Source organism: Streptomyces sp. NPDC048278, assembly GCF_040652195.1.
GTDB lineage: Bacteria > Actinomycetota > Actinomycetes > Streptomycetales > Streptomycetaceae > Streptomyces.
Window position 1 is genome coordinate 224,398 of the sequence record NZ_JBEZLP010000010.1, and the last position, 25,015, is coordinate 249,412.

General features: G+C 68.0%; 20 protein-coding genes and 1 tRNA gene. 3 read left to right on the forward strand and 18 right to left on the reverse strand.

Annotated features, from left to right (window positions below; genetic code table 11):
- The first annotated feature begins 125 nt into the window (after nt 1-125).
- Nucleotides 126-1,193, forward strand: coding sequence for a hypothetical protein (locus AB0D74_RS19800; RefSeq protein ID WP_362588096.1), 1,068 nt, complete (start codon nt 126-128; stop codon nt 1,191-1,193).
- Nucleotides 1,194-1,242: 49 nt separating this feature from the next.
- Here AB0D74_RS19800 and AB0D74_RS19805 read toward each other — a convergent pair whose 3' ends face one another.
- The 7 genes from AB0D74_RS19805 to AB0D74_RS19835 all read right to left on the reverse strand — a co-directional run bounded on the left by AB0D74_RS19805 (nt 1,243) and on the right by AB0D74_RS19835 (nt 10,356).
- Nucleotides 1,243-3,183: an ABC transporter ATP-binding protein gene (locus AB0D74_RS19805; protein ID WP_362588099.1), complete on the reverse strand. Its 1,941-nt coding sequence runs from the start codon at nt 3,181-3,183 to the stop codon at nt 1,243-1,245.
- 316 nt (nt 3,184-3,499) lie between these two features.
- Nucleotides 3,500-4,501 carry a BadF/BadG/BcrA/BcrD ATPase family protein gene (locus AB0D74_RS19810; RefSeq protein WP_362588102.1) on the reverse strand — a complete coding sequence of 334 codons (1,002 nt, stop codon included), beginning with the start codon at nt 4,499-4,501 and terminating at the stop codon, nt 3,500-3,502.
- Nucleotides 4,494-5,777, reverse strand: a complete 1,284-nt coding sequence (locus AB0D74_RS19815) for a 6-phospho-beta-glucosidase (protein WP_362588105.1) — start codon at nt 5,775-5,777, stop codon at nt 4,494-4,496. The genes AB0D74_RS19810 and AB0D74_RS19815 overlap by 8 nt, the downstream gene beginning before the upstream one ends.
- A 27-nt stretch (nt 5,778-5,804) precedes the next feature.
- Nucleotides 5,805-6,662: a carbohydrate ABC transporter permease gene (locus tag AB0D74_RS19820; RefSeq protein ID WP_362588109.1), complete on the reverse strand. Its 858-nt coding sequence runs from the start codon at nt 6,660-6,662 to the stop codon at nt 5,805-5,807.
- Nucleotides 6,659-7,657, reverse strand: coding sequence for a sugar ABC transporter permease (locus AB0D74_RS19825; RefSeq protein ID WP_362588112.1), 999 nt, complete (start codon nt 7,655-7,657; stop codon nt 6,659-6,661). The genes AB0D74_RS19820 and AB0D74_RS19825 overlap by 4 nt, the downstream gene beginning before the upstream one ends.
- Nucleotides 7,658-7,659: 2 nt before the next feature.
- Complete coding sequence (locus AB0D74_RS19830; protein ID WP_362588115.1) at nt 7,660-9,021, reverse strand: extracellular solute-binding protein; 1,362 nt, start codon at nt 9,019-9,021, stop codon at nt 7,660-7,662.
- 126 nt (nt 9,022-9,147) lie between these two features.
- Nucleotides 9,148-10,356 carry an ROK family transcriptional regulator gene (locus tag AB0D74_RS19835; protein WP_362588118.1) on the reverse strand — a complete coding sequence of 403 codons (1,209 nt, stop codon included), beginning with the start codon at nt 10,354-10,356 and terminating at the stop codon, nt 9,148-9,150.
- A 302-nt stretch (nt 10,357-10,658) separates the two neighbouring features.
- On the opposite strand from AB0D74_RS19835, the gene AB0D74_RS19840 reads away from it, so the two are divergent.
- Nucleotides 10,659-10,991: a hypothetical protein gene (locus tag AB0D74_RS19840; protein WP_362588121.1), complete on the forward strand. Its 333-nt coding sequence runs from the start codon at nt 10,659-10,661 to the stop codon at nt 10,989-10,991.
- Nucleotides 10,992-11,199: 208 nt separating this feature from the next.
- On the opposite strand, the gene AB0D74_RS19845 is transcribed toward AB0D74_RS19840, so the two are convergent.
- Nucleotides 11,200-11,457, reverse strand: a complete 258-nt coding sequence (locus tag AB0D74_RS19845) for a ferredoxin (protein ID WP_362588124.1) — start codon at nt 11,455-11,457, stop codon at nt 11,200-11,202.
- Nucleotides 11,391-12,611, reverse strand: coding sequence for a cytochrome P450 (locus AB0D74_RS19850; protein WP_362588387.1), 1,221 nt, complete (start codon nt 12,609-12,611; stop codon nt 11,391-11,393). The genes AB0D74_RS19845 and AB0D74_RS19850 overlap by 67 nt, the downstream gene beginning before the upstream one ends.
- A 399-nt stretch (nt 12,612-13,010) precedes the next feature.
- Here AB0D74_RS19850 and AB0D74_RS19855 point away from each other — a divergent pair.
- Nucleotides 13,011-13,084 (forward strand) — tRNA-Met (locus AB0D74_RS19855).
- 188 nt (nt 13,085-13,272) lie between these two features.
- Here AB0D74_RS19855 and AB0D74_RS19860 read toward each other — a convergent pair.
- The 9 genes from AB0D74_RS19860 to AB0D74_RS19900 all read right to left on the reverse strand — a co-directional run bounded on the left by AB0D74_RS19860 (nt 13,273) and on the right by AB0D74_RS19900 (nt 24,762).
- A complete protein-coding gene (locus AB0D74_RS19860) occupies nt 13,273-14,187 on the reverse strand; it encodes a helix-turn-helix domain-containing protein (protein ID WP_362588129.1) in 915 nt (304 codons plus the stop codon).
- A 292-nt stretch (nt 14,188-14,479) separates the two neighbouring features.
- A complete protein-coding gene (locus tag AB0D74_RS19865; RefSeq protein ID WP_362588132.1) occupies nt 14,480-15,961 on the reverse strand; it encodes an APC family permease in 1,482 nt (493 codons plus the stop codon).
- Between the two features lie 69 nt (nt 15,962-16,030).
- Nucleotides 16,031-16,861 carry a methyltransferase domain-containing protein gene (locus tag AB0D74_RS19870; RefSeq protein ID WP_362588135.1) on the reverse strand — a complete coding sequence of 277 codons (831 nt, stop codon included), beginning with the start codon at nt 16,859-16,861 and terminating at the stop codon, nt 16,031-16,033.
- A gap of 59 nt (nt 16,862-16,920) precedes the next feature.
- Nucleotides 16,921-18,717: a pyridoxal-dependent decarboxylase gene (locus tag AB0D74_RS19875; protein WP_362588138.1), complete on the reverse strand. Its 1,797-nt coding sequence runs from the start codon at nt 18,715-18,717 to the stop codon at nt 16,921-16,923.
- A gap of 26 nt (nt 18,718-18,743) precedes the next feature.
- Nucleotides 18,744-19,826 carry a cupin domain-containing protein gene (locus AB0D74_RS19880; protein WP_362588141.1) on the reverse strand — a complete coding sequence of 361 codons (1,083 nt, stop codon included), beginning with the start codon at nt 19,824-19,826 and terminating at the stop codon, nt 18,744-18,746.
- A 42-nt stretch (nt 19,827-19,868) separates the two neighbouring features.
- On the reverse strand, nt 19,869-20,909 hold the full coding sequence (locus AB0D74_RS19885; RefSeq protein WP_362588144.1) for an aminotransferase class I/II-fold pyridoxal phosphate-dependent enzyme: 1,041 nt from the start codon (nt 20,907-20,909) through the stop codon (nt 19,869-19,871).
- A 25-nt stretch (nt 20,910-20,934) separates the two neighbouring features.
- On the reverse strand, nt 20,935-22,434 hold the full coding sequence (locus AB0D74_RS19890; RefSeq protein WP_362588147.1) for an FAD-dependent oxidoreductase: 1,500 nt from the start codon (nt 22,432-22,434) through the stop codon (nt 20,935-20,937).
- A gap of 269 nt (nt 22,435-22,703) precedes the next feature.
- Nucleotides 22,704-23,309 (reverse strand): GTP cyclohydrolase I FolE, encoded by a 606-nt coding sequence (gene folE, locus AB0D74_RS19895; protein ID WP_362588150.1) that lies wholly within the window; start codon nt 23,307-23,309, stop codon nt 22,704-22,706.
- 106 nt (nt 23,310-23,415) lie between these two features.
- Complete coding sequence (locus AB0D74_RS19900) at nt 23,416-24,762, reverse strand: aminomethyl transferase family protein (RefSeq protein ID WP_362588153.1); 1,347 nt, start codon at nt 24,760-24,762, stop codon at nt 23,416-23,418.
- Nucleotides 24,763-25,015 lie beyond the last annotated feature (253 nt).

Consider the following 25,015-nt stretch of genomic DNA (forward strand, 5'->3'; position numbering starts at 1 on the left):
TATCGGCGCCGACCGGTCACGCGCAACCTGTCCGGGTCCCTAATATCTCAGTGCCGCGCGACGCCACGGCGGTGACCGGGCGAGCCGACACCGAACCATCCTTCCTCCTGCGAAAGGCGTCCGACGTGTCTCTGTTAGTCACCTGCCTCCGTCTTGGGCATGTCCTGCGCTGCCTGGTGGCAGCCGCCCTGAGCGTCAGCACCGTGATCGTGGCCGCGGCGTCCGCGCACGCCGTCTCGCTCACCCTCGTCCTCACCGCCGGCGGCGGGTCGCTGTGCGGGTACGGCTCCCCCAACTCTCAGCACTTCGCGGCCGTCAAGCGCGTCACCACCACGTTGGGCGCCAACTGCCAGTGGTTGCTGAAGCCGGTGGGAGACGACTACTACCTGTACAACACCGGCCTTGACGAATACCTCACCCTGCTCGGCAACCCTGCCCAGGGCGTCGGCTTCACTCTCAAACCACAGCTCTCCGGTACGTCGGCGGTCACCCTGCAGCAGTTCAACTTCAGCAGCCAGACCGGCAACGGCGGTGTGGCGATACGCCCGACCACCAACCTCGATCTCAACATCAACATGAACGGCAACGACTCCGGGGCCAGAGGTCTCATGCTCACCACGTGGGATCAGGACCAGCGGTCCATGAGCTGGCAGTTGACCATGATGGACCCGGCCGCGACGGCACCCACGGCCACACTCACCCCCGCACCGTTCACCGTCGGGACCTCCGGCTTGCTGGTGGATCGATCCGCACGACCGATCGACGGCTCTCCCCAACCCGACATGGCGCTCTGCGCCGACACGGGGGACAGCAACGTGCAGCTGCAAGTGCTCAGCCCGGCCCTCAACCCGTACTGCCTGTGGCAGCAGGGCAAGCCGGACGGAACCCCGTCGAACATCACCTACCTGTACAACCCCGCCACCGGCAAGGTTCTCGACATCAACAGCAGCAGCGCGTTGAAAGACCCCACCCCCGTCAACATGCAGCCGTTCTACACCAACCCGCTCCAGTCCTACGAGTGGTGGAACCCGACGACCACCGACGCCGGCTACACGGCATTCCGCCCTTCCGGCAACACCGACCTCAACCTCAACGGCTACACCGCCGCACCCGTGCAGCCCGCCGCAGTCACCTCCTGGAGCACCGGCCTCACCCAGGGCCAGATGAGCTGGACTTTCCTCCCTGTCTCCTAGCTCTGACGAACTGCAGCCGCGGCACGTCATGGATCGGGGATCGTGGAGGTCAGGCGCTGCCGGTGCTCATCCGGCGTTGCAGTTCCCACAGGGACTGGAAGAGCCCCGGTTCCCGGGTCAGTTGGGTGTAGCTGCCTTCCTGGACGATCCGGCCCTCGTCCAGGACCACGATCCGGTCGGCGACGGCGACATTGGTCAGCCGGTGCGTGATCAGCAGGACGGCGCGGTCCTTGGCCAGTTCCCGCAGTCCGGAGAAGATCCGGTGCTCCGCACGGGCGTCGAGCGCCGCCGTGGGTTCGTCCATCACAAGCAGCGCCGCCTGCCGATGGAAGGCCCGGGTCAGGACCAGGCGCTGCCACTGCCCGCCGGAGAGCTGCTGTCCGCCGAACCACTCGCTGGTCAGAAGGGTGTTGAGGCCGGAGCGGAGCCCCGGCAGCATCTCAGCGGCACCGGACGCCTCGCAGGCGGCGAGCAGGGCCGCGTCGCTGGTGTCGCCCTGCCCGAAGGTGATGTTGTCACGCATCGTCAGCGGCAGGTAGGTGAACTTCTGCGGGACCACCGCGACGTGCTCCCACGACCGCCAGGGGTCCAGGTCGGCCGTGGACGCGTGGTCCCAGGCCACGTCACCCTCGGTGGGCAGCAGCAGACCGCACAGGAGACGGGAGAGCGTCGTCTTGCCGGAGCCGTTCTCCCCGACCAGCGCCACGATCTCGCCGCGCCGCACGTGGAGGGAGACGCCGCTCAGGCTGTCCTTGGGGGCGCCGTCGTAGCGGTAGGTGACGTCGCGGACCTCGAAGCGCTCCGGGGCCGCGGTCGGGGCCGCGGTCCCGCGTGAGTCGGTCATCGCCTGGCCGTGGGCGTTGTCGAGGAAGTTCTGCCAGTCCTGTACGTACCAGCCGGTGCGCACCAGGCGGGCCCCGCCGTTGATGATGCCGCGCACCGAGGTGGTGGCCGTCTGGAGAGCGAAGACGGCGCCGCCCCCGGCCGCCAGGCTCATCCGGCCGGAGGCCAGGAGCCACAGCAGGGCCGCCCACACCGCGGCCGAGGCGACCCCGCCGGCGACGGCGCCGGCCAGGCCCATCCAGGCGCCCGTGTTCGCGGCCGTGCGTTCGGCCGCGTTGACCGAGGCGGCCAGCTTCCGGTACCGGCCGACCAGGAAGGGGCCGGCCAGGCAGGCACGCATCTCCTCGCTGGACTCCGTGTACGCCATGTGCCAGCGCAGCTTGCCCAGCATCCGGCGCCGCCCGGAGGTCTCCAGCCCGGCGAGGTAGATCACGCGTGCGGAACGGACGTAGGCGGCGGCCTGCGGCAGGCACGCGAGGAAGAGCAGGGGAAGGAGCAGCGGGTGCAGCACGGTCAGCACGGCCGCGCCGGCCGCGAGTGTCGAGGTCGCCGCGAGTACGTCCTGCGCTTCCTCCACGAGATCGGGCGTGGCCAGGGCGCCGCGGTCGGCGATGTCGTAGGCGTCGTTGTAGCCGGGCTTGTTGTTGGCGGCCAGCTCCGCGCCCAGCGCGGCCTCCACCATCGTCAGCTCCGCCGCCCGGCCGAGCACCGGGCGCAGCCGGCCGGTCAGCCAGACCACGGCGATACCCAGCAGCGCACGCAGACCGGTGGCCGCGGCGATGACGGCCAGCTGCGGAGCGGCGTCCCGCAGCCGGTCGGCGATGTCCCCGGAGGAGATCAGCGCGGTGATCGTGCCCGTGACGGCCAGCAGGCCGAGGGCGGCGAGGACGCCCGTCGCGATCTGGCACACCAGCAGTCCGACGGTGGCGCCGCGGTCCACCCGCCAGGCCATCCGCACCGAGCGCCGTACGAGCGAGGGCAGCCGCCGGGCCATGGTGCGGGAGGTCAGCAGAGACCCGGCCCGCTGTCGTGACTCGTCGCGGTAGAGGTATTCCTCCTCTCGAACACCGGCCTCCTGAGGGTCGTCGTCCCGCGGACTGCCGTTCGGCGGTTGTGGCGTCTGATCCTGCGTGATGGCCGAGGTCATCGTTCCCCCTATGACGGTCGCTGCGGCAGAGTCATGAGGTCCAACGACACGGGGGCGATATCGAACACACGTCATTCGGTCGTGCTGGGCACCCCGTGGTTTCCGGCACGCGCGGCCCCGGCGGGCCGGTGACCCTTGGCCCGGCTCGCGGCAGCTCCGTGCCGGAAATGGCCGAAACGCCGACACCGACGGGGCCGTGCACCAGGTCCAGACCCTCCTGGCCGGGCACGGCTGCACGGTCCCGCCCTTCACCGGCTCGCCCGGCTCCACGGCAGGCCGTCAGCCGTTTCCCGGCAGGGGATCGTGATGTGCGGCGTCAGTCGGCGCGGACGGCCGGTGGTCGACGGGCGGCTATGGACTTGCGGAGGCGGTCCTGCGCGTCGGCGGGGGCGTCCGCGGTCACCAGGGCCTGCGCCACCGCGCCCGCGACCGGGGCCACGTCGAGGACCCGCGGCCGGGCCAGCGGTGCCTCGACGGCGAGGCCGGCGCCGATGTGGTCCCGGAGCAGCAGCTGGTCGTTCTGGAGGGTGCCGCCGCCCAGGACCACCGGGGTCGGGGTGCGCAGCAGGCGCAGGCGGCGGAGCAGCGCGGTGACCATGGCGACGATCTCGTCGCCGAGGCGTGCCACGATGCCCCGCGCCACGGCGTCACCGCTCTCGGCGGTCGCGAAGACCACGGGTGCCAGGCGGTGCAGTGCGGTCACCGGGATGTCACCGGCGCTCACGGCCAGCGCGACGGCTTCCACGCTGTCCATGCCGAAGGGTGCCGGCAGTTCCTGGCGGAGCCGGGTGGCCGGCCCCCGTCCGTCGCCCGCGCGCACCGCGGCGCCCAGGCCGGCCCGGGCCACCGCCAGCCCGCCGCCCCAGTCCCCGGTGATGTCACCGAGGGAGAGGAAGCGGGCCGTGCGGCCACTCGGATGGACGGCGGCGGCGTTGATACCGGCGCCGGACACCACCGCCACCCCCCAGCCGTCCGGCGCCCCGGCCCGCAGGACGGCCAGGGTGTCGTTGCGGACCAGGACCTGGTCCGCCGCGCCCAGTGCGGTCAACTGCCGTAGCGCGAGGCGCTCCTGGGCCCGGCGGTCGACGTTCGCGAGGAAGTACGCGCCGACCGCCACCGGGGTCGTGGCGGGCAGGCCCGCCTGCGTGAGTGCGTGCCGGCCGAGGCGGGCGAGCCGTTCGGTGGTGGTCTCCATGCCCTCGGTGTGCGGGCGGGTGCCCGCGCCCCGCACCCAGGACAGCAGCCGGCCCTCGGTGTCGGCGAGGACGAGGTCGGTCTTGGAGTTCCCGCCGTCGACGCCCACCACCAGCTCAGGCATCGGCGGCCTCGCTCGCGAGGAACCGGGGCAGGTGGGCGCGGTTGGCCTCCAGCAGGGCGTCGAGGAGCTCGGCGGCGAGCCCCCATTCGCGTACCAGCGGATTGGCCACCAGCGCCCTGCGGGCCACCGTACGGTCCCCGGTCAGGGCCGCCTCGATCGCGAGCGTCTCGTACGCGGTGACCGCCTGGACCAGCCCGAGCATCTCGGGGGGCAACGGCGGTACGGGCACCGGATGCGGACCGTCGGTGTCGACGTCGGCGGCCACCTCGACCACGGCCTCGTCCGGCAGACCGGCCACCAGACCGTCGTTGCGGACGTTGACGTAGTGATGGGCGCCGTCACCGGTGAGCAGGCTGGTCACCAGGGCGGCCGCCGCCTCGCTGTAGTAGGCCCCGCCCCGTTGCTCCAGCAGGTCGGGCTTGTGGTCGAGGGCGGGGTCGGCGTAGAGGGAGAGCAGCTCCTTCTCGATCGCGAGGACCCGCTCGGCGCGGTGGCCGCCCGCCTGCTGGGCACGGATCTCCTGGTCCGTGCAGTAGAAGTAGTGGAGGTAGTACGAGGGGATGGCGCCGAGGTCGCGCAGGGCCCCGGCGGGGATGCGGAGTTCCGCGGCGAGTTGGTCGAGGGCGGGCCCGCTCAGCAGCTCCGGCAGGCGGTCCACGCCGTCGACGGTGACCGAGCGGATCCAGGACAGGTGGTTGAGGCCCGCGTGGCCGAGGCGCACCCGGCCGGGGTCGGTGCCGAGCCGGGCGGCCAGCTGCCGCTGGAACTTGATCGCCACGTTGCACAGGCCGACCGCGCGATGCCCCGCGTCGAGCAGGGCCCGGGTGACGATGCCGACCGGGTTGGTGAAGTCGACGATCCAGGCGCCGGGCAGGGCCCGGCGCCGTACCTCCTCCGCGATGTCGAGCACCACCGGCACCGTGCGCAGCGCCTTGGCGAAGCCGCCGGGGCCGGTGGTCTCCTGACCGAGCAGACCGAACCGGTTCGGCAGGGTCTCGTCGACCAGCCGGGCGGCCTGCCCTCCCACCCGAAGCTGGATCAGGACCGCGGCGGCCCCGTCGACCGCCTCGGCGAGGTCGGTCGTGGTGGTCAGCCGGCCGGGGAAGCCCTGGCGGGCGAGGATACGGCGGGCCAGGTCGCCGATGACGGTGAGGCGTCCGGCGTCGATGTCGTGCAGGACGAGTTCGTCGACCGGCAGCACGTCGGCGCGCCGGGCGAAGCCCTCGATGAGTTCGGGCGTGTAGGTACTGCCACCGCCGACAACGGTGATCTTCACTCGTGCTCCCAAGAGGTGTGTGGGGGGTCAGCCCTTGACGCCGGTCAGGGCGATGCCCTCGACGAAGACCTTCTGCGCCAGGAAGAACAGCACCAGGACCGGCAGCAGGAACATCAGCGAGGCCGCCATCTGGAGCTGGTAGGCGTTCTGGTGCCCGTTCTTGGCGAGCTGGCTGAGGGCCACCGCGAGGGTCTGGCCGGTGTCGCTGTTGCCCGTGTAGAGCAGGGGGTTGTAGAAGTCGTTCCAGGCGTAGAGGAAGGCGAACAGGCCGACCGCGGCGATCGCGGGGCGGGCCATCGGGATCAGCACCCGGCACAGGATGCGCAGTTCGCCCGCGCCGTCCACCCGGGCCGCCTCGGTGAACTCGTCCGGGATCGTGAGGAAGAACTGGCGCAGCAGGAAGATGCTGAACGCGTCGCCGAAGAACGACGGCACGATGAGCGGCTTGAGCGTGCCGATCCAGCCGGCGTGCGCGTACATGACGTACAGCGGCAGGCTGGTGACCTGGGCCGGGATCATCATCGCGGCGAGCACGACCAGGAAGACCGCCTCCCGGCCGCGCCACTTCAGCCGGGCCAGCGCGTAGGCCACCGGCACCGAGGAGACGACCACGCCGATCGTGGACAGCCCGGCGTACATCATGGTGTTGAGCAGGTCACGGCCGAACGGCATGGCCTTGAAGACCTCGCCGAAGTTGCCGAACTCCCAGGGCGAGGGCCACAACGAGCCGGTGCCCGCCTGGTGTTGCGTCATGAACGCGGTGAGCACGCCGATGGTCAGCGGGAGGAGGAAGCAGAGCGCGACGGCGACGGCGGGCGCGTGCTCGGCGAGCAGGTACAGCGCCCGGCGCCCGGCACGCGGCTTCGTCAGGGGAACAGTGCTCATCGGCCACCGCCCGAGTAGTGCACGAAACGGCGCGAGGCACGGATGAAGACCACGGTCGCCGCGAAGATGACGAGGAACAGCAGCCAGGCCATGGCCGAGGCGTAGCCGGTCTTGAAGTAGGCGAAGCCCTGCCGGTACAGCTCGGTCGAGTAGAACAGCAGCGAGTTGGCGGGGTAGCCGATCAGGTCGTTGCTGGACGAGGTGGCGTTCGCGGAACTGGAGGCGACGAACGCCTCGGTGAAGTACTGGAACGTGTAGATCATCCCGGTGAGCAGCGCGAAGAAGATCACCGGTGAGATCGCCGGGAGGGTGACGCTGCGGAACTTCTGCAAGGTGCCCGCGCCGTCGAGCTCGGCCGCCTCGTACAGCTCGCGCGGTACGTCGAGCATGGCGGCGGAGAAGATCACCATGACGTTGCCGCTCGCCCACAGCGCCATCAGGACGAGGCTCGGCTTGGACCAGGCCGGGTCGGAGAACCAGCCCGGACCGTCGACGCCGACCCAGCCCAGCATCCGGTTGAGCGGGCCGACCGGGTTGAGCAGCACGATGAACGACAGAGCCGCGGCCACCACCGGCACCATCGACGGCAGGAAGAACAGCGTGCGGTACACGGCCCGGCCGCGCTTGACCCGGATGATCACCCAGGCGGTGAACATGGCCCAGGCGGTGCGCAGCGGCACCATGACGACGACCATCCACAGGGTGTTGCGCACGGCCACCCAGAAGGTGTCGGACTGGGTGAACAGGGCGCGGTAGTTGCGCAGTCCGACGAACTGCACCGGGCGGTAGGAGCCGGCCTGGAAGTCGGTGAGCGAGTAGTAGAGCGTGGCGGCCACCGGGTAGAGCACGAAGACGCAGAACCCGATGACGAACGGGGACAGGAAGGCCAGGACGACCCACCAGCGGGCCCCGCTCGCGCGCCGCCGCCCGCCCCGGGCGGCGCGCGTGCGCGCGCCGCCCGGGGCCTCGCCGACGGGGGCGAGAGTGGTCGTCATCTCTACTGCCCGCTCTCGGAGTTGAGGTCGTCGATCTTCTTCCCGACCCCGGCGAGACCGCTCGCGGCGCTGCTCACCTTGGACTGCTCGAAGTCGAGGAGGAACGCCCGCCAGGTGTCCATGTCCTCGATGCCGGCCGGGGTGAGCGTCTTGTAGGTGGAGTTCTTGTTCTCGAAGACGTCCACGAACGGCTTCCAGTGCGGGTCGTCCCGCTTGTCCCAGGCCTTGAGCGCGGCGAACGTGGTCGGGATGTTGTAGACCGTGTCCGCGAGGGTGTTCAGGAACGTCGTGTCGGTGGTGAGCTGCTGGAGCGCGAAGAACGCCTCCTGCTTGTGCTGCGAGCCGGCGGACAGGTAGGCGACCGTGCCGAGCGTGCTGCCCGCGCCGTACGTGCCCGACGAGTTGTCCAGCACCGGCATCGGTACCACGCCGTAGTCGAAGTCCTTCTTCTCCGAGGCGATCTCGCCGACGTGCCACTCGCCGTCGTACTCCATCGCCGCGGCCCCGGTCAGCAGCGGGTTGCCGGCGTCGTCGGCGTGCGGCTGGTAACGGCCCACGAACTTCTGGACGTTGGCCTCGCCGTAGTAGCCGATCAGGTCCTGGTCCCACTTCAGCAGCTGCTGCCACTTGGCGTCGGCGGCGAAGGTGGTCTTCCCGTCCTTGCCGTAGAACTCGGTCCCGCTGTGCGCGCCGGTGAACAGGTACCGGTTGACGTCGTAGTCGGAGCGGGGCACGAAGCCGTACGTCTTGATCGAGCCGTCCGCGTTCTTGACGGTCAGCTTCTTGGCGTCGGCGGTCAGTTCGGCGAGGGTCTGCGGCGGCTTGGTGATGCCGGCCGCCTTGAACATCTGCTTGTTGTAGTAGAGCGCGAAGGCATCGGTGAGGAGTGGCAGCGCGCACTGCTTGCCCTGGTAGCGGGTGTAGGCGAGGGTCGCGGCCGGGAAGGTCTTCGCCGTGTCGATCTTGGCGGAGGTGAGGTAGGGGTTGATGTCGGCGACCGTGCCGTTGTAACAGAACTTCGCCACGTTGTCGGGCGCCGAGCTGATGAAGACGTCGGGTGGATCGCCCGCGGCGACCGCCTTGGCGTAGGCCGCGTCGTCCTTGTTCGGCACGAACTTCACGGTCAGCCACGGGTACTTGGTGTGCAGCCGGTTCAGGGTCGCCTTGAACGCGGCCACCTCGTTGGGGAGGTGGTTGAAGGTCCAGACGGTGACGGTGGTGGGCTGGTGCGAGGCGCCCGCGGAGATGGCGGTGTCGGGTTCTGACGACGAGGGCCCGGTGGACGTGCAGCCGGCCAGCAGCAGCACTCCGGCGGCCGTGACGGACACGGCCCCGGTGACAGGCCCGGTGATAGGTTTGAACACTGATCGTCCTTCCTCGGAGACGGGATTCCCTGGGTGACGGATCGGTCGTCGGTCGACGGGCACGGCAATGCCCGACGACCCTGAGCGGCGGCGCTGTCCGGCAAGACGGCGTCGCCGCGGTGTCTCTCAGGACAGAGCCGAGGGCTCGCCCTGGGGGACCGGGGTGGTGGCGGCGGCGAAGGCGGTCTCGCGGGCCAGCTCCGCCGACATGGTGGTCGCTCCGGTGAGCACGGCGTCCTGGCCGAGCCCGGAGGCGACGACGGGTGGCCGGAACGTACTGAAATCGGCCAGATGACGGGCGACGGGTTCGAGCAGCAGATCCCCGTTGGCCCCGATGGCACCGCCCAGCACGATCAGCGCCGGGTCGATCAGGGGTACGACACAGGCCACCACGTAGGCGACACTGCGGGCGGTGTCCTCCACGATCTCCCGCGCGCCGGGGTCGCCGGCGCGCGCGAGTCCGAAAACGGTGAGCGGGCTGCCGTCGCCCGGCAGACCCAGCCGGCGGGCCTCGGCGCTGATGTGGCGGGCGCCCAGGTGTTCCTGGAGGAGATCCCGGCGCTGCCCCACCGGCGCGGTCATGCGGTCGCTGGGCAGATAGCCGGCCTCACCCGCGACACCCGTGGCGCCCCGCCGGACCCTGCCGTCCACCACCAGCCCGAGACCGAGGCCCACGCCCAGGCTGACCAGGACGAAGTCGTCGGTCTCGGTGCCGAGGCCATGGGTGCGCTCGGCCAGCGCCGCGAGATTCACGTCGTTCTCCAGGACCAGCGGCACGGGGATCGCCCGCCCGAGCGCCTCGCCAAGACCGCTCCCCGCGTCGGGCAGCCCGGTGGTGTACGACAGCTGACGTCCGTCGGGACCGACCGCGGCCGGCAGCCCGGCGACGACCTGGGTGATCTCTCCCAGTTCCCGCCCGACCTGCCCGGCCAGGTCCACGCACATGTCCAGGATCTGCCCGACGAACGCCTCGGCGCCCCGCTCCCCGTGCTGCTCGGTCTCGGCCCGCGCCCGCACCCGGCCCGTGACGTCGGCGACCGCGGCACGGATCCTGCGGTGCCCGACGTCCACGCCGATCGCGAAGGCGCAGTCGGCGTTCACCCCGTACTGCGCCGGTGCCGGACCCTTGCGGCCGGTCGCCGGGCCCACCTCGGTGATGACCCCGCGCTCCAGCAGCAGGCCGACCGCGGCGGCGACCGTCGGCCGGGAGAGCGGGATCCGGCCCGCCAGATCGGTGGTCGTGACGGGCCCCGCCTCGTCGATCGCCTCCAGGACGGCACGGCCGTTGAGCGAACGCAGCAACCGCTGCGGACCTGCTGGATAACGGCGGGTCACGGTGCCCTCATCTCGCCATCGACGGCCTGTGAGACAGGCCTACTGGTGCCTGTAAGAAAGAAAGTTGCTTATTTATACGCTCGGATGTGGCCGAGATCAACCCTCCCGGGGCGACCTCCGCGGTCGGTACGCCAGGCGAAGCGAGGAGCCGCTCGCGAGGCGCCGAGGCTGTTGCCACCGGGGCTTCCTGGCCGAGGGCGTCGAGTCGCCTGAAACCCTTCAGATCCCTGCTTGTGCAACCTGCTTCGATGCCTGGGCGTCCCACTGCATGACGGACGGTTGCCGATCACCCGGGACAGCACATGGCGAAGAAGGACCAGAAGAAGGACCAGACGACGGACGCGGCGAGGGAGAAGGACCGCGAGAGGTGGATGGCGCGCCTGCAGGTACGGCTGGTCGTGCAGCCGGGCGTGGACCGGGCAGTCATACTCCAGGCGGTCAAGGAAGTCACGGCGCACTGCGCCGAAACGGGAGAGCACCCGCGGACCGCCTTCGGCGACCCCGACGCCTACGCCGTGGAGACTGCCGCGCGACTCGTGCCGGCGGACCGGGCGGAGCGCGCGAGGCGCCACAACGCCGTGGTGGACAGGCTCGAATCCGCGCTCAAGAAGGCCGGGGACATCGCCGGCCTGTGACAGGCGGGAGCGGGAGCAGGCCCTCGGGGACGTGCACGGCATGGCGGACGAGGCCGGTGACGGCGTCGTAAGGGGAGACACCGTCGTCGATGAGGGCGAGGGCAAGGGTGGGCGTCTCGTGGGGGAGAGCCTGTTGTGACAGCGACGGCTCGTCGTACGGTGGTGCGGCGTCTATCTCAGCCAGTTGTACTCGCAGCCTCGCTCGGTCTCATGCTTCGAGTCGCAGGGCAGCGACTGGGCAACTTCGAACCGCCTCCTGGACCCGCAGTTCGTCGTCAGCGCTGACCTGCGGCTCCAGTACCGTCAGCTTGCCTTCGTCATCGAGCTCGAAGTGAGCCGGTGCCGCAACTTCGCACATGCCGTGTCCCTCGCATGTGACACGGTCCAGCAGCACCCGCTTCATTCGGCTACCTGCCCGGAGTCGCTGCCGGTCACCGCGGGTATTTCCTCGACAAGTCGGGCCCATACTTCCTTCGGGCGCCTCAGAAGCAGCCCCTCGCACTTCTCCCACGTCGCTCGGCGGCCGGCAGTCATGCGCGGATAGTGATCCATGAGGGAGTCGATCGCCATATACGCCTCCATGCGGGCCAGCGGCGCCCCGAGGCAACTGTGAATACCGCGTCCAAAGGCGATATGTTGCACGGCAACCTGTCGGGCGATATCAAACTGACGGGCTGTCGATCCCCAGGCAGCTTCGTCGTGATTGGCCGACTGGATGCTGAGGTAGGCCTTGTGACCAGCGGGCACAGGACACTCGCCGATGACGGTGTCCCGTACTACGGATCGCGTCATGAACTGCGCCGGCGAGTCGAACCGTAGAGATTCTTCGATCGCGTTCTTGAGCAGCGATCGGTCGGCTACGACGCGCGCCCAGTCACCGTGCTCCAGGAGTCGGTAGACGCAATTCGCAATCAACGCACGGGTGGTGTCCGTCGCCGCCGCGAACAGCTGCCTCAGGTGCATGACGACCTCGAGGTCGTCCATCTCACGTTCCCCCGGAGCAGCGAAACAGAGATTGTCCAGGACGTCGTCCCGGCGATGCTGGGGGTGTTCGCGCCGGTCGCGCACCACCTGACCCATCAGCTCCATCAACCTGTCGTATTCCGGCATGCTCGTCTCGGGCGCGGGGACCGCCTCGACCAGCGCGTCCGCGAGGACCTCGACCTCGGACCAGTACTCCTCGGGAAGGCCGATCATGGAGTACGTCACGGCGGACGGGACGTGCGATATGTAGTCCTTGAGGAGGTCCACTTCGCCGGAGGGCGGCAGTCCGTCCAGCGCCCTTGCTATGACCTGAGCGACGCGCGGACCGAGCGAGCGCAGCTTCTTGGGAGCCATGTTCCGAAGAAGCCGAGACCGCAGTTCCGTGTGTACGGGTGGGTCGAGGTTTGTAAGGCCAGGAAATGCGTGATTCCGGTCTTCGTGGCCGATCGTGAAGTTCCCCCTGTTCGAAAAAGCCACAGTGTCCTGGAACACCGCACGGACATCCGTGTCAGAGGTCACGACAAACAGGACATCGCTGACTTGGGTGACGGGGCACTCACGGCGCGCGGCTTCGAGGGCGTCATCGGGATCGGCCACGTGACCCGCATCGTGCGGGGTGAACGGAGTCGCATTCATATCCACAGCTCATACTCCCTGCCCCCGAGGAATCAGACCGAGCCCCTGCGGACAAGGGGCACCGACGCAACTCACTCGCCAGTCCGGTCGCAGTAATGTGAAAGACCAACTCGCGTCCACCCCGTGTATGGTGCCAGGTTGCTTTTCCATATACTTGTCAGTCAGTGCACAATTTTCTGTCGGTACGCGCCACGCCACGGACTCGGCGGTGCTTCCGGGCGTCGAGGGCTGACGCGCAAGGGCCGCGCGGAACATCCAGCTGAACTTCGCGGCATCGCCACCCGTCCTGGCGTCGGCGCGTGATCCCCGCCCGGTGAGGTGAGGTGAGGTGAGCGCGTACGGCGGTCTCACGTAATTCCCGGCAAGGCCGTTCCTCATCGCGTAAGCTCAAGTCATCGACGCGGGGTGGAGCAGCTCGGTAGCTCGCTGGGTTCATAACCCAGAGGTCGCTGGTTCAAATCCGGCTCCCGCTACGACAGTTCGGCCCCCTCAGCGCATGCCGAGGGGGCCGAACGCCTGTACAGGGACGGACGGTGCTGTCGGCGACCGCGGCGCGCGCGTCCCGTTCACCCACTCCGACGACCCCGACCCCGCCCCCGGCCGGCGGAGTCCGCCGAAGCGGCGCAGCTCCGATGAACTCCGGGTTCGGGCCGGCACCGGCTCAGTCGGGGCAGTTTGTTTTGCGGTATTCCCGAGGCGGCACGCCGTAGGCGGACCGGAAATCCTTGCTCAGCATCGCTGCGTCCGGCATACCCCAGACGGCGGCCAGTTCACTGATTTTGCGGTGCCTCAGATCAGCATCGGCAAGGTCGCGTGCGAAACTCTCCAGACGTCGGCGCTTAATATACTGCATGACACTTTCGCCGGTGGACTCGAACAGCCGGTGCAGCTGTCGTACCGATATATGATGCTCGGCAGCAAGCGCTGCCGGACTGACCCCGGGGCTGCCGAGCTGTCTTTCGATGGTTTCCTTTACGTCGATCAAAAGGGAGACGCTGCCGGCCGGATGGCGGTCGCGCATCTCGGTGCATACGATTTCTGCCGTGGACATCCCGAGAAAGTACACGGTTTGCTCAAGGCCAGGACTGAGCTCACCGTCGACGTTCCAGATTTCCGTGGCCAGAGTCCCGAGGAGGGGAAATAATAAGGAACCGGCCTGTGACTTATGAGGGCTCCGCACCACGCGGAATATCCCCCGGCGTGCGGTCGTCATTCTGTCCATCGTCTCTCCCGGGACGCGGAAGACGAGCAGCCGTGAGGCGGTCAGCGCGCGAAACGAGAAGGCAGCACTGCCAACGGCTGCAACCAGGGTGCCTGCATCGGCCTCCACACCGTGTCCCTCGTGGACCGCGGATACAATCCCTGACAGAATGCAAAATATGACACACTGCGGCGGATTGAATGAATCGCCGCATCCATTCTCGAACGTGATGTCGACCGGCCCGCAGTCCACAGCCGTCACTTCAAGTCCGTCCGCATTGATGGAATGTATTTTCATGCGCGGTCTCGGGATGGGGGAGTAACTTCCGTAAGGATGCCCGCTGGCAAGGAAAGGAAGTTTCTCAGTATTGACCACGGAGGATCACCCCTCAACGTGAAGACCCAGCCCATTTTCTTACTTCCGAACGTTTTTTAACGTTCAACGACATGATTCTTTCGGAATTTGATCGATGGCGTGAAGGTGATTTTCGGCCATCCTCCGACTGTATGTGATTGAATGCACTGATGTAATGGTAGGGAAAATCTACCCCATCCCGTCATCTATATATGGTTACCGTGTGGCAAATAAACTTTCTATGAATCAAGAGGATGGAATGAGTGGTCTCCGAAATTAGTGAGGGTGTGCCTGTCGCCTCGAACGAGCGGCGTCAGGTGATCGACTGCCGGCCGATCCGTGCGTAGATGTCCGGACGTCGAGACCGGTAGACGATGGCGAGGACGATCCCGGCAAGGAAGACGACCCAGATGACCACCTGCAGGGCGATCGCCGTGCCGCGACTGCCTCCGGTCAGGAGGACGAAATTGGTGAAGGACAGGTAGAGCGCCACCCCCAGCGCCGCTGTCGCCAGCGCTGGAGCGATCACGGTGTGCCAGCGCGTCGAGTCATCGATCTCGCCGCGCGACCGGTGGAAGAAGACAAGTACGGCCAGGCTCGTCAGGAACATGAGCAGCAGGATGGGGAAGCCACCTGCTCCCGACAGCCAGGCGTACGCGATCGCCGGGTCGCTGCCGGTGAACGCGAGTACAGCGACGAAGAAGACAACGCTCACGACGAGAGAACTGACGTATGGCGACGCGTGGCGCGGGTGCACCCGACCGAGGGAGGACGGCAACGCCCGGTCCGTGCCCAGCGAATACCCGTACCGGGCGATGATGTTCTGGCACGAGAGCACCCCGGCGAACACAGACGTCACCACCAGCACCGAGATCACATCCCGTGCCCACGTTCCGACGAACCGCCCCATGGCATCCGAGAACATTGCCGGCGCGTCGGCGGTGGCCACCGCCTTCGCATGCGCCCTGCCGTAGGCACCCACGAGCAGCCAGGTGACGACGATGTAGAAGACGCCCATGAAGAGCACCGCCAGGTAGGTCGCCCGAGGGATCGTCCTTCGCGGATCCTTGGTCTCCTCACGGAAGATCGCCGTGGCTTCGAAGCCGATGAAGGTGATCACGGCGAAGAGCAGGGCGACCCCCACCGCTCCCGACTTGAAGGAGCCCCAGGCGAACGGGGTGAGTGAGCGCCCCTCCGGCCCCGCTCGGACGGCGACCGCCAGGTCGAAGACCAGGACCACCACGACTTCGAGGACCATCGCCAGGGAAAGCACCTTGGCGGACAGGTCGATCCGGAAGTACCCGAAGATCCCGACGATCACGACGAGGGCCAGCGAGTACAGCCACCAGGGCGACGACGGGCCGCCGAAGGTGTTGACGACCAGGTCGTTGGAGACGATGCCGAAGAACAGGCAGGCTCCTGTGCCGATCATGAAGTACCCGAGGACAGCAAGGAGACTCGCGGCCATCCCGACCGTCCTGCCCAGCCCGGCGGTGATGTAGGCGTAGAACGCACCGGGGTTGGGGAGGTACCGGCTCATCGTGGTGTAGCCGACCGAGAAGATCACGAGCACCAGGGTCGCCGCAACGAACGCGAGTGGAGCCCCCGCGCCGGCGGAGCTGATCACCAGGGGGATCACGCCCACGACACTGGCCAAGGGAGCTGCGAAGGCCAGGACGGTCAACGCGACCGCGATGACGCCCATACGTCCTTGGAGCCGAGGCCTCGCTCCTGCCTGGGTGCCGAGCCCGGAGGCGGTGTCCACCACGGGATGGGAGTCGGTCTCTTCACTCATGTCACAACCTCGTTGTGTGCGCAGAGACGAAAGACGTGGAGACGGTGTCCCACCGCAACGGCATGGGGTTCAGGTGCGGTGAACGACGAGGAAGAGCCGCTGGAACGGAAAGAGGGTGCGACCGTCCGGCAGGGACGGGTAGGCCGCGCGTAGCCGGTCCAGGTAGGCGCCACGGAACGCACCGAACTCGGCCGAGGTCAGCCCGTCGATGACGGGCCGCAGGCCGGCGGCCTCGACCCAGGCCCACACCGGATCGGGACCGTCCAGGACGTGCAGGTACTCGGTGCTCCAGATGTCCACTTCCGTGTTCGGGCCGGCCAGCAGGTCGTAGTAGCCCGCCGCATCCAACGTGTGCCGGGGGCACAGCGACCGACGCAGAGCGGGGGCGCCCAGCGGCGTACCGCCCGGCCCACCGTCCTCCAGCGTTTCCGTCATCAGCCGGAACCACGGCGCGTCGTGGAACACCGGCATCTGCGCCGCCAGTGCGCCGCGCGGAGCGAGGTCGCGGACCATGCGCCGAAGGATGTCGTCGTGGTCGGGGACCAGATGGAACAGCGAATTGGCAAACACCAGATCGGGGCGGTGCCGTGGGCGCCAGGTGCTGATCTCCCCCCGGTGCAGACGCGCCGCAGGCGCGACCTCGGCCGCGGTCCGCAACATCTCGGGGGAGCTGTCGACGCCGTGAACCTCTGCGTCGGAGAAGCGTTCGGTCAACACGCGCGTGAGCGTCCCTGGGCCGCACCCGAGGTCGTACACAACCGCCGGAGGTGCGTCGAACGGAACGCGGTCCAGCAGTTCCAGCGCCGGGCGCATCCGGTGTTCCGGGAAACGCAGGTACAACTGCGGGTCCCAGCTGACTTCTGACGATCTGTCACTGTCTTCGGTGTGTGCAGCGGTCACTGCCACCCCTTCGCCGGAGGTATACGCATACGGACAGAAGCGCTCGACGCCTTTGTCCGTCAGAGCGGGGCGACCGCCGTGGCCACGGACCGGGAGACGGCAGCCCGCAGCTGTCGCTCGACCACGTCCAAGGTCGCCGGCCCGAGCTCCTTCATCGTGCACAACCGCAGCACCTGCTCCACCCCGCCGGGCAGGGGACGGCCGGAGAGGGTGTTTCCTGAGACGTAGAGGCTGGTCAGCGGCTTACCGGCGGCCTCGGCAAGGATCGAGTCGAGTGCCAAGCGGCCGAGGGCGCCATCGGGGACGCGCCCGTATTCGCCAGCCCCCCGTCTGACGGACAGATTGAGGATGTTCAGGTCCGGGGGGAAGCAGCTGATGACCTCGGATGCCATGTCGCAGCCCGCGGCCGGCTGTGTCTGCCGCGGAGCAGAGAACCGCTCGTGCAGTCTCTGAGCCGTCGCGATGCAGCCGCCCAGCAATCGGCCGTAGCCCTGGGAGTGCAGCCCGATCTGTCGGTGCGCAGCCCATACGGCGGCAGCCGCCGCTCCGGGGCGACCCCCTTCGAGCGTGTGCGGACCGAAGGGGATTCGACTGCCGTTCCCGTGACCGAAGTACATCGACTCCCGGGCCACGAGGGAGACGGCTCGTCTGTCACGGAACACCAGGGCGCCTGCCGGATAGGGGCTGTGGCCGCTCTTGTGGGGGTCGACGGTGACCGAGTCGGCGCGGGGCAGCGCCCGGAAGGCGGCGTGGACCTCCGGTTTCATGCGGGTGCCGCTGCCGTCCAACGGCCGGTCCTCGAAAGGAGCCATCGTGCCGTCGGGGCGCAGCCACAGGCTGCGGGAGTATCCGCCGAACGCGGCATCGACATGGACGTAGAACGATGCGCCGAAGCGCCGCTCACAATCGGCCCGCAACCGCAGGATGGCGTCGAGGTCGTCGACCGCGCCTTCTCCGCTGCTGCCGCACATCGCCACCACGGCCAGGATCGGCTGCCCGTCCGCCAGCAGGGCGCGAACCCGCCTGCCAAGTGCGTGCACGTCCACCCTGTGCAACGGCGTCAGTTCCACCTCCTGCACATCGGCGGGGCCCAACCCGAGCAGGTCGGCGCACTTGTCCCACGTGTAGTGCGCGCTGCGGGCGAGGAGCAGCGTGCCTGACGTGTGCGCCTTCCGCCGCTGCTCGGCGGCCAGCCGCGCCACCTCGGGGAGAAGCCCGCGCGCGGACAGGGCCTCGACGAGATCCAGCACCTGCGGCACCGGCATGTTGGCGAGCACCAGGGGGGAGCGGTCGGAGACGAGGTCGGCCGCGGCGGGGTGGGCCGCGGCTGCGGAGGGCACGCTGCGCAGGTTCCGGGCGATCCACATGGCTTCGAAGTTCGCCGCGCTGCCCCCCGAGGACAGGTGCGCCCACCCGGTGTCGGGCTGGTAGCCGATCAGGCGGCAGAGGTCTTCGGAGACCTCGTGTTCCAGCTCGGTGGTCACCGGAGCGGTCTCCGGCGTCACGTTGTTGGGGTTGTAGAGCATCGCGCAGAGGTGAGCGAGGCTTGCCGCCACGGGGATGTCCGGCGTCATGTGGGCCAGATACAACGGCGAGGGGATGGGCGTCGCCTGGTGCGCGAGTCGCCCGGACAACTCGCGCACCAGGTTCGCGACGGCATCCAGATTCCCCGCCGGCCCCGCGGTGCACTGCGCTGCGGTCTCGGGCACGGAGTCGATGAGAGCCGGTGCGGCAGCTTCCGCACACTGCGCGTGCCAGCGGTAGTAGTCGTCGATGACCTGCCGCAGCAGTCCCGTGAACACGTCGTGGTTCTCCGCGTGCGGAAACAGTCCCCCGCCCGAGTGCGTGTGCCGCATCGGCTCTCCTTTCCCGCGTTGTCCGGTCAGCGCACCATGTGAGCGGAGATACGATCGAAGAGCAGGTCGATCTGGTCCCATGCTTGGGTGCACACCTGCATGAGCTGCGGGAATTGCGCGGCAGACAGCCCCTTGAGGTAGTCACGGCCCAGTTCCCGGTGATCCTCGTCCACTTCGAAATGGAGATCGAAGTAGGAGGTGCCGGCCGCGCTCTCCTCGCTGAAGGCCACGCCGGTGCGTTCACCGAACACCTGGCAGCACGTCTCGACGGCCATGTGAACGATGACGATCTTCGACGCCTCGTCCGTTCCGTACATCTGCATCACGAACCAGTTGCCGACGGCTTCCAGAATGGGGTCGTAGACCGTTTCGCTGACGCCGTGGTTCTCCTTGAGCAGGAGGTCGTGTCCGAACTCCTCGCGCAGATGGCCCGCGTACACCTCACGCAATTGCGGATCGGCGCAGGCCGCCTGCCGTGCGTAGAGCATGCGCTGGAAGTACACGGACCACACGTAGAGAGCGGACACGAAACGCTCGCGCATCTCGCGGTCCCTTCCCACATGGCCGCCGTCGAACAGGTCGAAGAAGGGGTGCTCGCTGAACTTGCGCAGGCGTTCGGCGTTGTGCTCTTCCAGTTCGGCCAGCGGCGTGGAGTCCCCGCTGAACGTGACCCGTGCCGCATGTTCGTTCTCGTAGAGCCCGCCTCCCTCGAACTGCACCGAGAGCCCGCAGAACTCTTCACCCGGCCTGGTCACGAAGCCGTGCCGGGCGCCCGGCGGAACGGCGACGGTGTCCCCCTCGGTCAGCTCCTGCTCCTTGTCCCCGAGGAGGCGGACCGAGCCCTTGCAGACAAGGATCATCGACTTGATCGGATGCTGGTGGACGTCGAGTTGCTCACCGTCGGCCAGGCGCACCCAGGAGACCGAGAGACGGCCGGCTTCCGGGAGGAAGTTCGCCAGAAGGTCGTTCCGCCGGAAGTCCCGCTGCTCTCCGAGATGGTGGACATTGCCCTCGACCATGACGGAGGAGATCTGTCGGATGTCGTTGCGTGAGACGGTCAGGACCGCGGTGTCCGACTGATGGTCCTCGATGGTGAGTTCTTCGCTCACGTGTGTTCACCTTCCTGTGAACGTGAATGGGACGGAGGGAAGTCAGGGGGTGGTGCGTTGAGCGTTCCGCTGGAGAGCGGCGAGCAACTGCGCGTTCTCGGACGGGGATCCGACAGAGATCCGTAGATGGTCGTGCCAGCCTTCCGGCTCGGGTGTCACGGCGATGCGCGCATCGTGCAGTTTCGCCATCACGCGGTCCCGGTCGGCGACCCGGACGGAAACGAATCCGGCGTCAGCGAAGATGTCGAGCACCTCAGGACACTCCATGAGGGTTTTCGCCAACCGGTCGCGTTCTGCCACGCAGGAAGAGACCCTGGACGCGAGTTCCGCGGGTCTGGCCAACTCCGCTGTGGCGGCCTCGGTGACCAGGCTCGGGATGGGGAAGGGCAGCCGAACCTTACGTACTGCGTCAAGGATGGCAGGCGCCCCGAGCAAGGCTCCGAGCCGCAGATTTGCCATGCCCAGGGCCTTTGACATCGACCGCACCGAGAGCAGGTTGGGATGGGAGCCCAGCTTGTGCCGGTGCGAAGGCCGGCCGGTGAACTCGGAGTAGGTCTCATCGATGATGACGACTCCGTCGAAGCGAGCCAACAGGCAGTCCAGGTCGCCGGCGTGCAGACAGGTACTGGTCGGGTTGTTGGGATCGCAAAGGAAAATCCCCTTGACCGGAAGCGACAGGAGGCGGTCGACATCCAATCGGTCGTACCGTGTCCCTCCGAGTGCCACACGATATTGTGCGACGTCGTGCAGTGTGGCGAGTCGCTCGAAGAAGCCAAAGCTTGGCCAGGTGACCGCTACGGCATCCTTTCCCGGTTCGAAAAGTGCCCGCAGTACGAGATCAAGCGCTTCCGTGGCGCCGCGAGTGATCACTGCATCCGCCGCTGCCTGCGGAAAGGCGGCAGGATCGAGGATTTCCAGTGCGCTCAGATACAGGGGGGCAAGGAAATCCGGTGAATGCTCGGGGTAGCGGCGGTACGTTCCACCGAAAGGATTCTCATTGAATCGGAGGTTGACAAACCCGGATTCTTCAGGGCGACGTCCTGAGGGGCCTGGTAACCCCAAGGACTGAATGCATTCTCGCACTGGTCCGATCCTTTACGGGGCGGCGCTATATGGCCGCAGCCTGTGCAGGCTTCTGGTGGTAGGCGCGCGCCGCATGGAGGTAGAGGCGCAGGTCGGCCAGACCGTCCGGGGCCGGAAGGCTCTGGAGAGCCATGAGGATCTCCGGAGGCACGGCGACGAGCTCGTCCAACTGTTCGTGGACTCGCCGAGCCCGCTGCTTCGAGTGCTGGGCGACCGTTTCGCTGTCGAGCCAGAAGGGGAGGTTCAGGCCGTATTCGTAGGCGGCATCCACTTCGTGTGCCGCGAATTCCCCTATGGCTTCCCCGACGGTCATGGTCTGGATCGGCGGGCGCTTCGGGGTGAACCAGTCGAAGCCTGCGTTGGTGGCGGCCTGGTTCAGGACGGTATCGGTGATGTGGCGGGCGATGACCGGTGAGCAGTGGAAGCCGTCCCGATAGGTGCCGGTGGCGAAATGGAGCCCACGGAGGCTGCTCTCACCGATCAGGGGGAAGCAGTCCAGGGACATCGGGCGCACCCCGTGCAGCCACTGGGTGACGTGCGAGGACGCGAGGTTCTGGTCGATCTGCTCGGACACCTGGTGCAGGAACGCCTGGCAGTCGCCGATCCCGAGTCCCTGTGCCGGATGGCGGGTGACCATGTTGTTGGCGCCGAGGTACTGCCGGCCTTCTCCGGCCAGGGGCACGAGATGGAGGCCGCATGATCCGGCACGAATGGGGGTGCGCAGTACCGCGCGGGCGCTGTGGGGGGCAGTGCGCCGGGTGAGCAGCGCCAGACCGTTGCCGTGCAGCATGGGCGGGGTCTCGCCGGGAGGCAGGACGCTGTCGGCGAGAGCGGTGCTCGTACTTCCCGCCGCGAGGATGACGGTGCCGGCGCTGAGCGTGCTGCCGTCGGCGAACTGCACACCGGCGACCGTGTCCGCGTCGGCCAGGAGGGCCTGCACCGTGGCGGGAAGAATGTCGATGCGGTGTCGGCGGGCTGCTGTCTCCAGCGCGGCGACGACGGCCCGTGCGTCGACGGCGCCTTCGCGGTGCAGGTGCACGGCGTGGGAGGGGCGTGCGCCCGGGCTGGGATCCAGGCCCTCGATGTCCTGGGGGTCGACCTCCTCGTGCGGCTCGTTGTACTTGATGAGCGCCGTGCGCATGGCCTGGAAGTTGCCCTGCGCGATGTGCCCCGACCTGCCGCTGAGCAGCACGAACGTGCTCCCTGTCCGCGAGGTGCGCAGCGCCGCGGCGTCGTCTCCGACGTCGTCGCAGAGCCTGTCCAGCCACGCGGGCCACTCGTCGAGGGCCTGGCGTGCGAGGGCGAACTTGGCTTCGGAGGCGGGGTGTTGATGGGTGTACTTCGTCACTTCGGCGAAGCAGTTCAGCATTGCGCCGGCCGCCATGGAGGCAGAGAGGGTCCGTCCCGGAGGGCCGATTACCGCAATTTTCATCTTCGGTGCCCGGCGCGCGATTTCGACAGCGATCGACAGCGCGAGTACGCCATTCCCTACGACGGCGATATCCACGCTACGTTGACCGGCCATAAGGCAGCTCCCGGAAGTGGTGGAACGACAGAATCAAACTGCCCCGCAATGCACCGCAACGGTGCAGGCATCGGACCGGTCCAGCTCGCGCAACTCGCTCGCCAGTCCGGTCGCAGTAATGCGAAAGGGCAACTTGTGTCTACTCCGTGTATGCTGCCATGTTGTTTTTCCATATACTTGTCAGTCAGTGCACGATTTTCTGTCGGTACGCGCCACGACACCGATCGGTACGAGATCGCCGCCCCGTCTCGCCGCTGTCTCCCCGTCGGTCAGCGTGCGAGGATCAGGCTCATCGCCTCGGCGCGGGTTGCCGGTCTGCGCAGTTGGCCGCGCACGGCTGAGGTCGTCGTCCGCGCACCGGGCTTGCGGATGCCGCGAGCCGACATGCACATGTGCTCCGCTTCGACGACCACGATCGCGCCGCGCGCGTGGAGGATGCGCATCAGGGCGTCGGCGATCTGCCCGGTGAGCCGTTCCTGGATCTGGAGACGCCGCGTGTAGACGTCCACCAGGCGGGCCAGTTTGGACAGTCCGGTGACCTTGCCGTCCTCGGCGGGGATGTAACCGACGTGGGCCGTACCGCGGAACGGCAGCAGATGGTGTTCACAGAGACTGACGATCTCGATGTCCTTGACCAGGACCATCTCGTCGTGGCTGAGTTCGAAGGTCGTGGCCAGGACATCCTCGGGCTCCTGCCGCATCCCTGCGAGGAGTTCCCGGTACGCCTGTGCCACGCGGGCCGGCGTCGCCCGCAGCCCTTCGCGATCCGGGTCCTCGCCGACGGCGAGAAGCAGTTCCCGAACGGCGTTCTCCGCTCGGCGGGCATCGAATCGGCCGGTGTGAGCGCCGACGAGGGGCAGGGCGAGTTCGGTCATGGGCTTCTCGTCTCTAGGGCCGGGCGGGGCCAAGTCACGGCGACGGCTGACCGGAACGGTGTCCGCCGGGCGACTCGCCCCGCTGTTCACGGGCCGGGAAATGGTGTCAGTGCTTGTCGCCGGCGAAGGGCCGCCGGGACACGGTGGCCCGGATCTTCGTCTGGGAGTGACGCTCCACCGTGGGATTGGCCGAGCCGCCGTCCGGTTCGCCCCACACCAGCTCGACCTCCTGGCCGTAGGTGAGTTCGTCCTCGTCGATCATGCAGACGGAGATCCAGCCCCGGACGTTGGCGGTGTAGCTGCACAGGGTCGACACGCCGATGAGACGGCCGTCGCGTTCGACGCGGTCGACCTGCGAGGCCGCGTAGAAGGCCGCGGGCATCTCGATGTGCTTGAAGCGCCGCTCGCCCTGCTCGTACTGGCTGGCGAAGATCCGGGCGACGTCGTCGCGGTGCCAGGACAGCCACGCCTTCCTGCGATGCTTCTGGCCGCGCATCGTCTCCAGGGCCGCACGGCCGATGAAGTCGTGGTCGAACTTGAGGATGTGGCCGTAGCCGAGGTCCCAGGGGGTGACGTAGTAGTCCTCGACCCGGTCCGAGACGAAGCTGCCGCCGAGGGAGAGGCTGCCCTCGAAGCTCCTCGCGTTCGCCCACTCGCGGTAGGGCTTCATCGCGTCTCCGGAGTAGACCGCGGGGACGGTGTTGGCGATCCAGCCCGACTCCGTGGCCACCGACGCGTAGGCGCGCCCGCCGACCTGACGGACCCCGAAGGACTCGCCGGCCTCCAGGATGGTGTCGCGGACGTCGTCGAGGTGCTCGTAGGGGCCGAAGAACTCCAGGCCGGGGAAGCCGGACATGCGGTGGTTGAGGGCGGTGACCTCGTGCTTTCCGATGTGGAACTTCCCCATGGAGAAGAACGGGATGTCGGGCATGGGACCGCCGTTGACCTTCTCGAAGACGGCCGCCGCGTGGGGACCCTGGAGTTGGAGACGGAAGAACTCGCGGCCGTTCGGGTTCTGCGCGGTGCGCTCGTCGCGGCGCAGGGTGACGTCGTAGCCGCCGGTCTCGGCATGGAACTGGACCCAGTTGAGCGCCGGAGGACGTCCGACGAGCCGGACCAGGTTGTCGGCCAGGCAGAACAGGATGCAGTCGCCGACCATGTAGCCGTCGTGGTTGACGGCGATGAACTGCTTCGCCTTCATCGGGCCGAAACCGGCGAAGGTGTTGGCGCCGACGTCCGACAGCAGCCGGTAGCAGTCCGGGCCCTCGACCGTCAGGTCGGTCATGTGGTGGGACAGGTCCATCAGCGCCGCCGAGTTGCGCCACGACTCCTGCTCGTCACGCCAGTTGGTGAACTCGGCCCTGATCGGGAAGGGGTATGCGCCGGAACGGCCGCTGCGCATGAGGGCCAGCGGGCCACCGCTCGCCTGGATCTGGTCTTCGAGATGTGCCATCAAGCTCTCCATGTCATCGCGCGGTGTGCGGGGAAGGCGGCAGGCGCGGCGGCGGTCGCCGCGTGACGCGACCGACGGCCCCCGCCAGGCAGGTCGTCCGGAAGTCCTGGACGAACCGGTGCGGGGGTGTCCGACTGCGATCACGTCACCCCATGGGGCGGGGCCGCCGCGGAGGTGTCTACGTCGGCGTGGAACCGTACGGTACGGTACGCATCCGAGGCGTCACAAGGCGCGCACCGAGATCCAAGTGCTG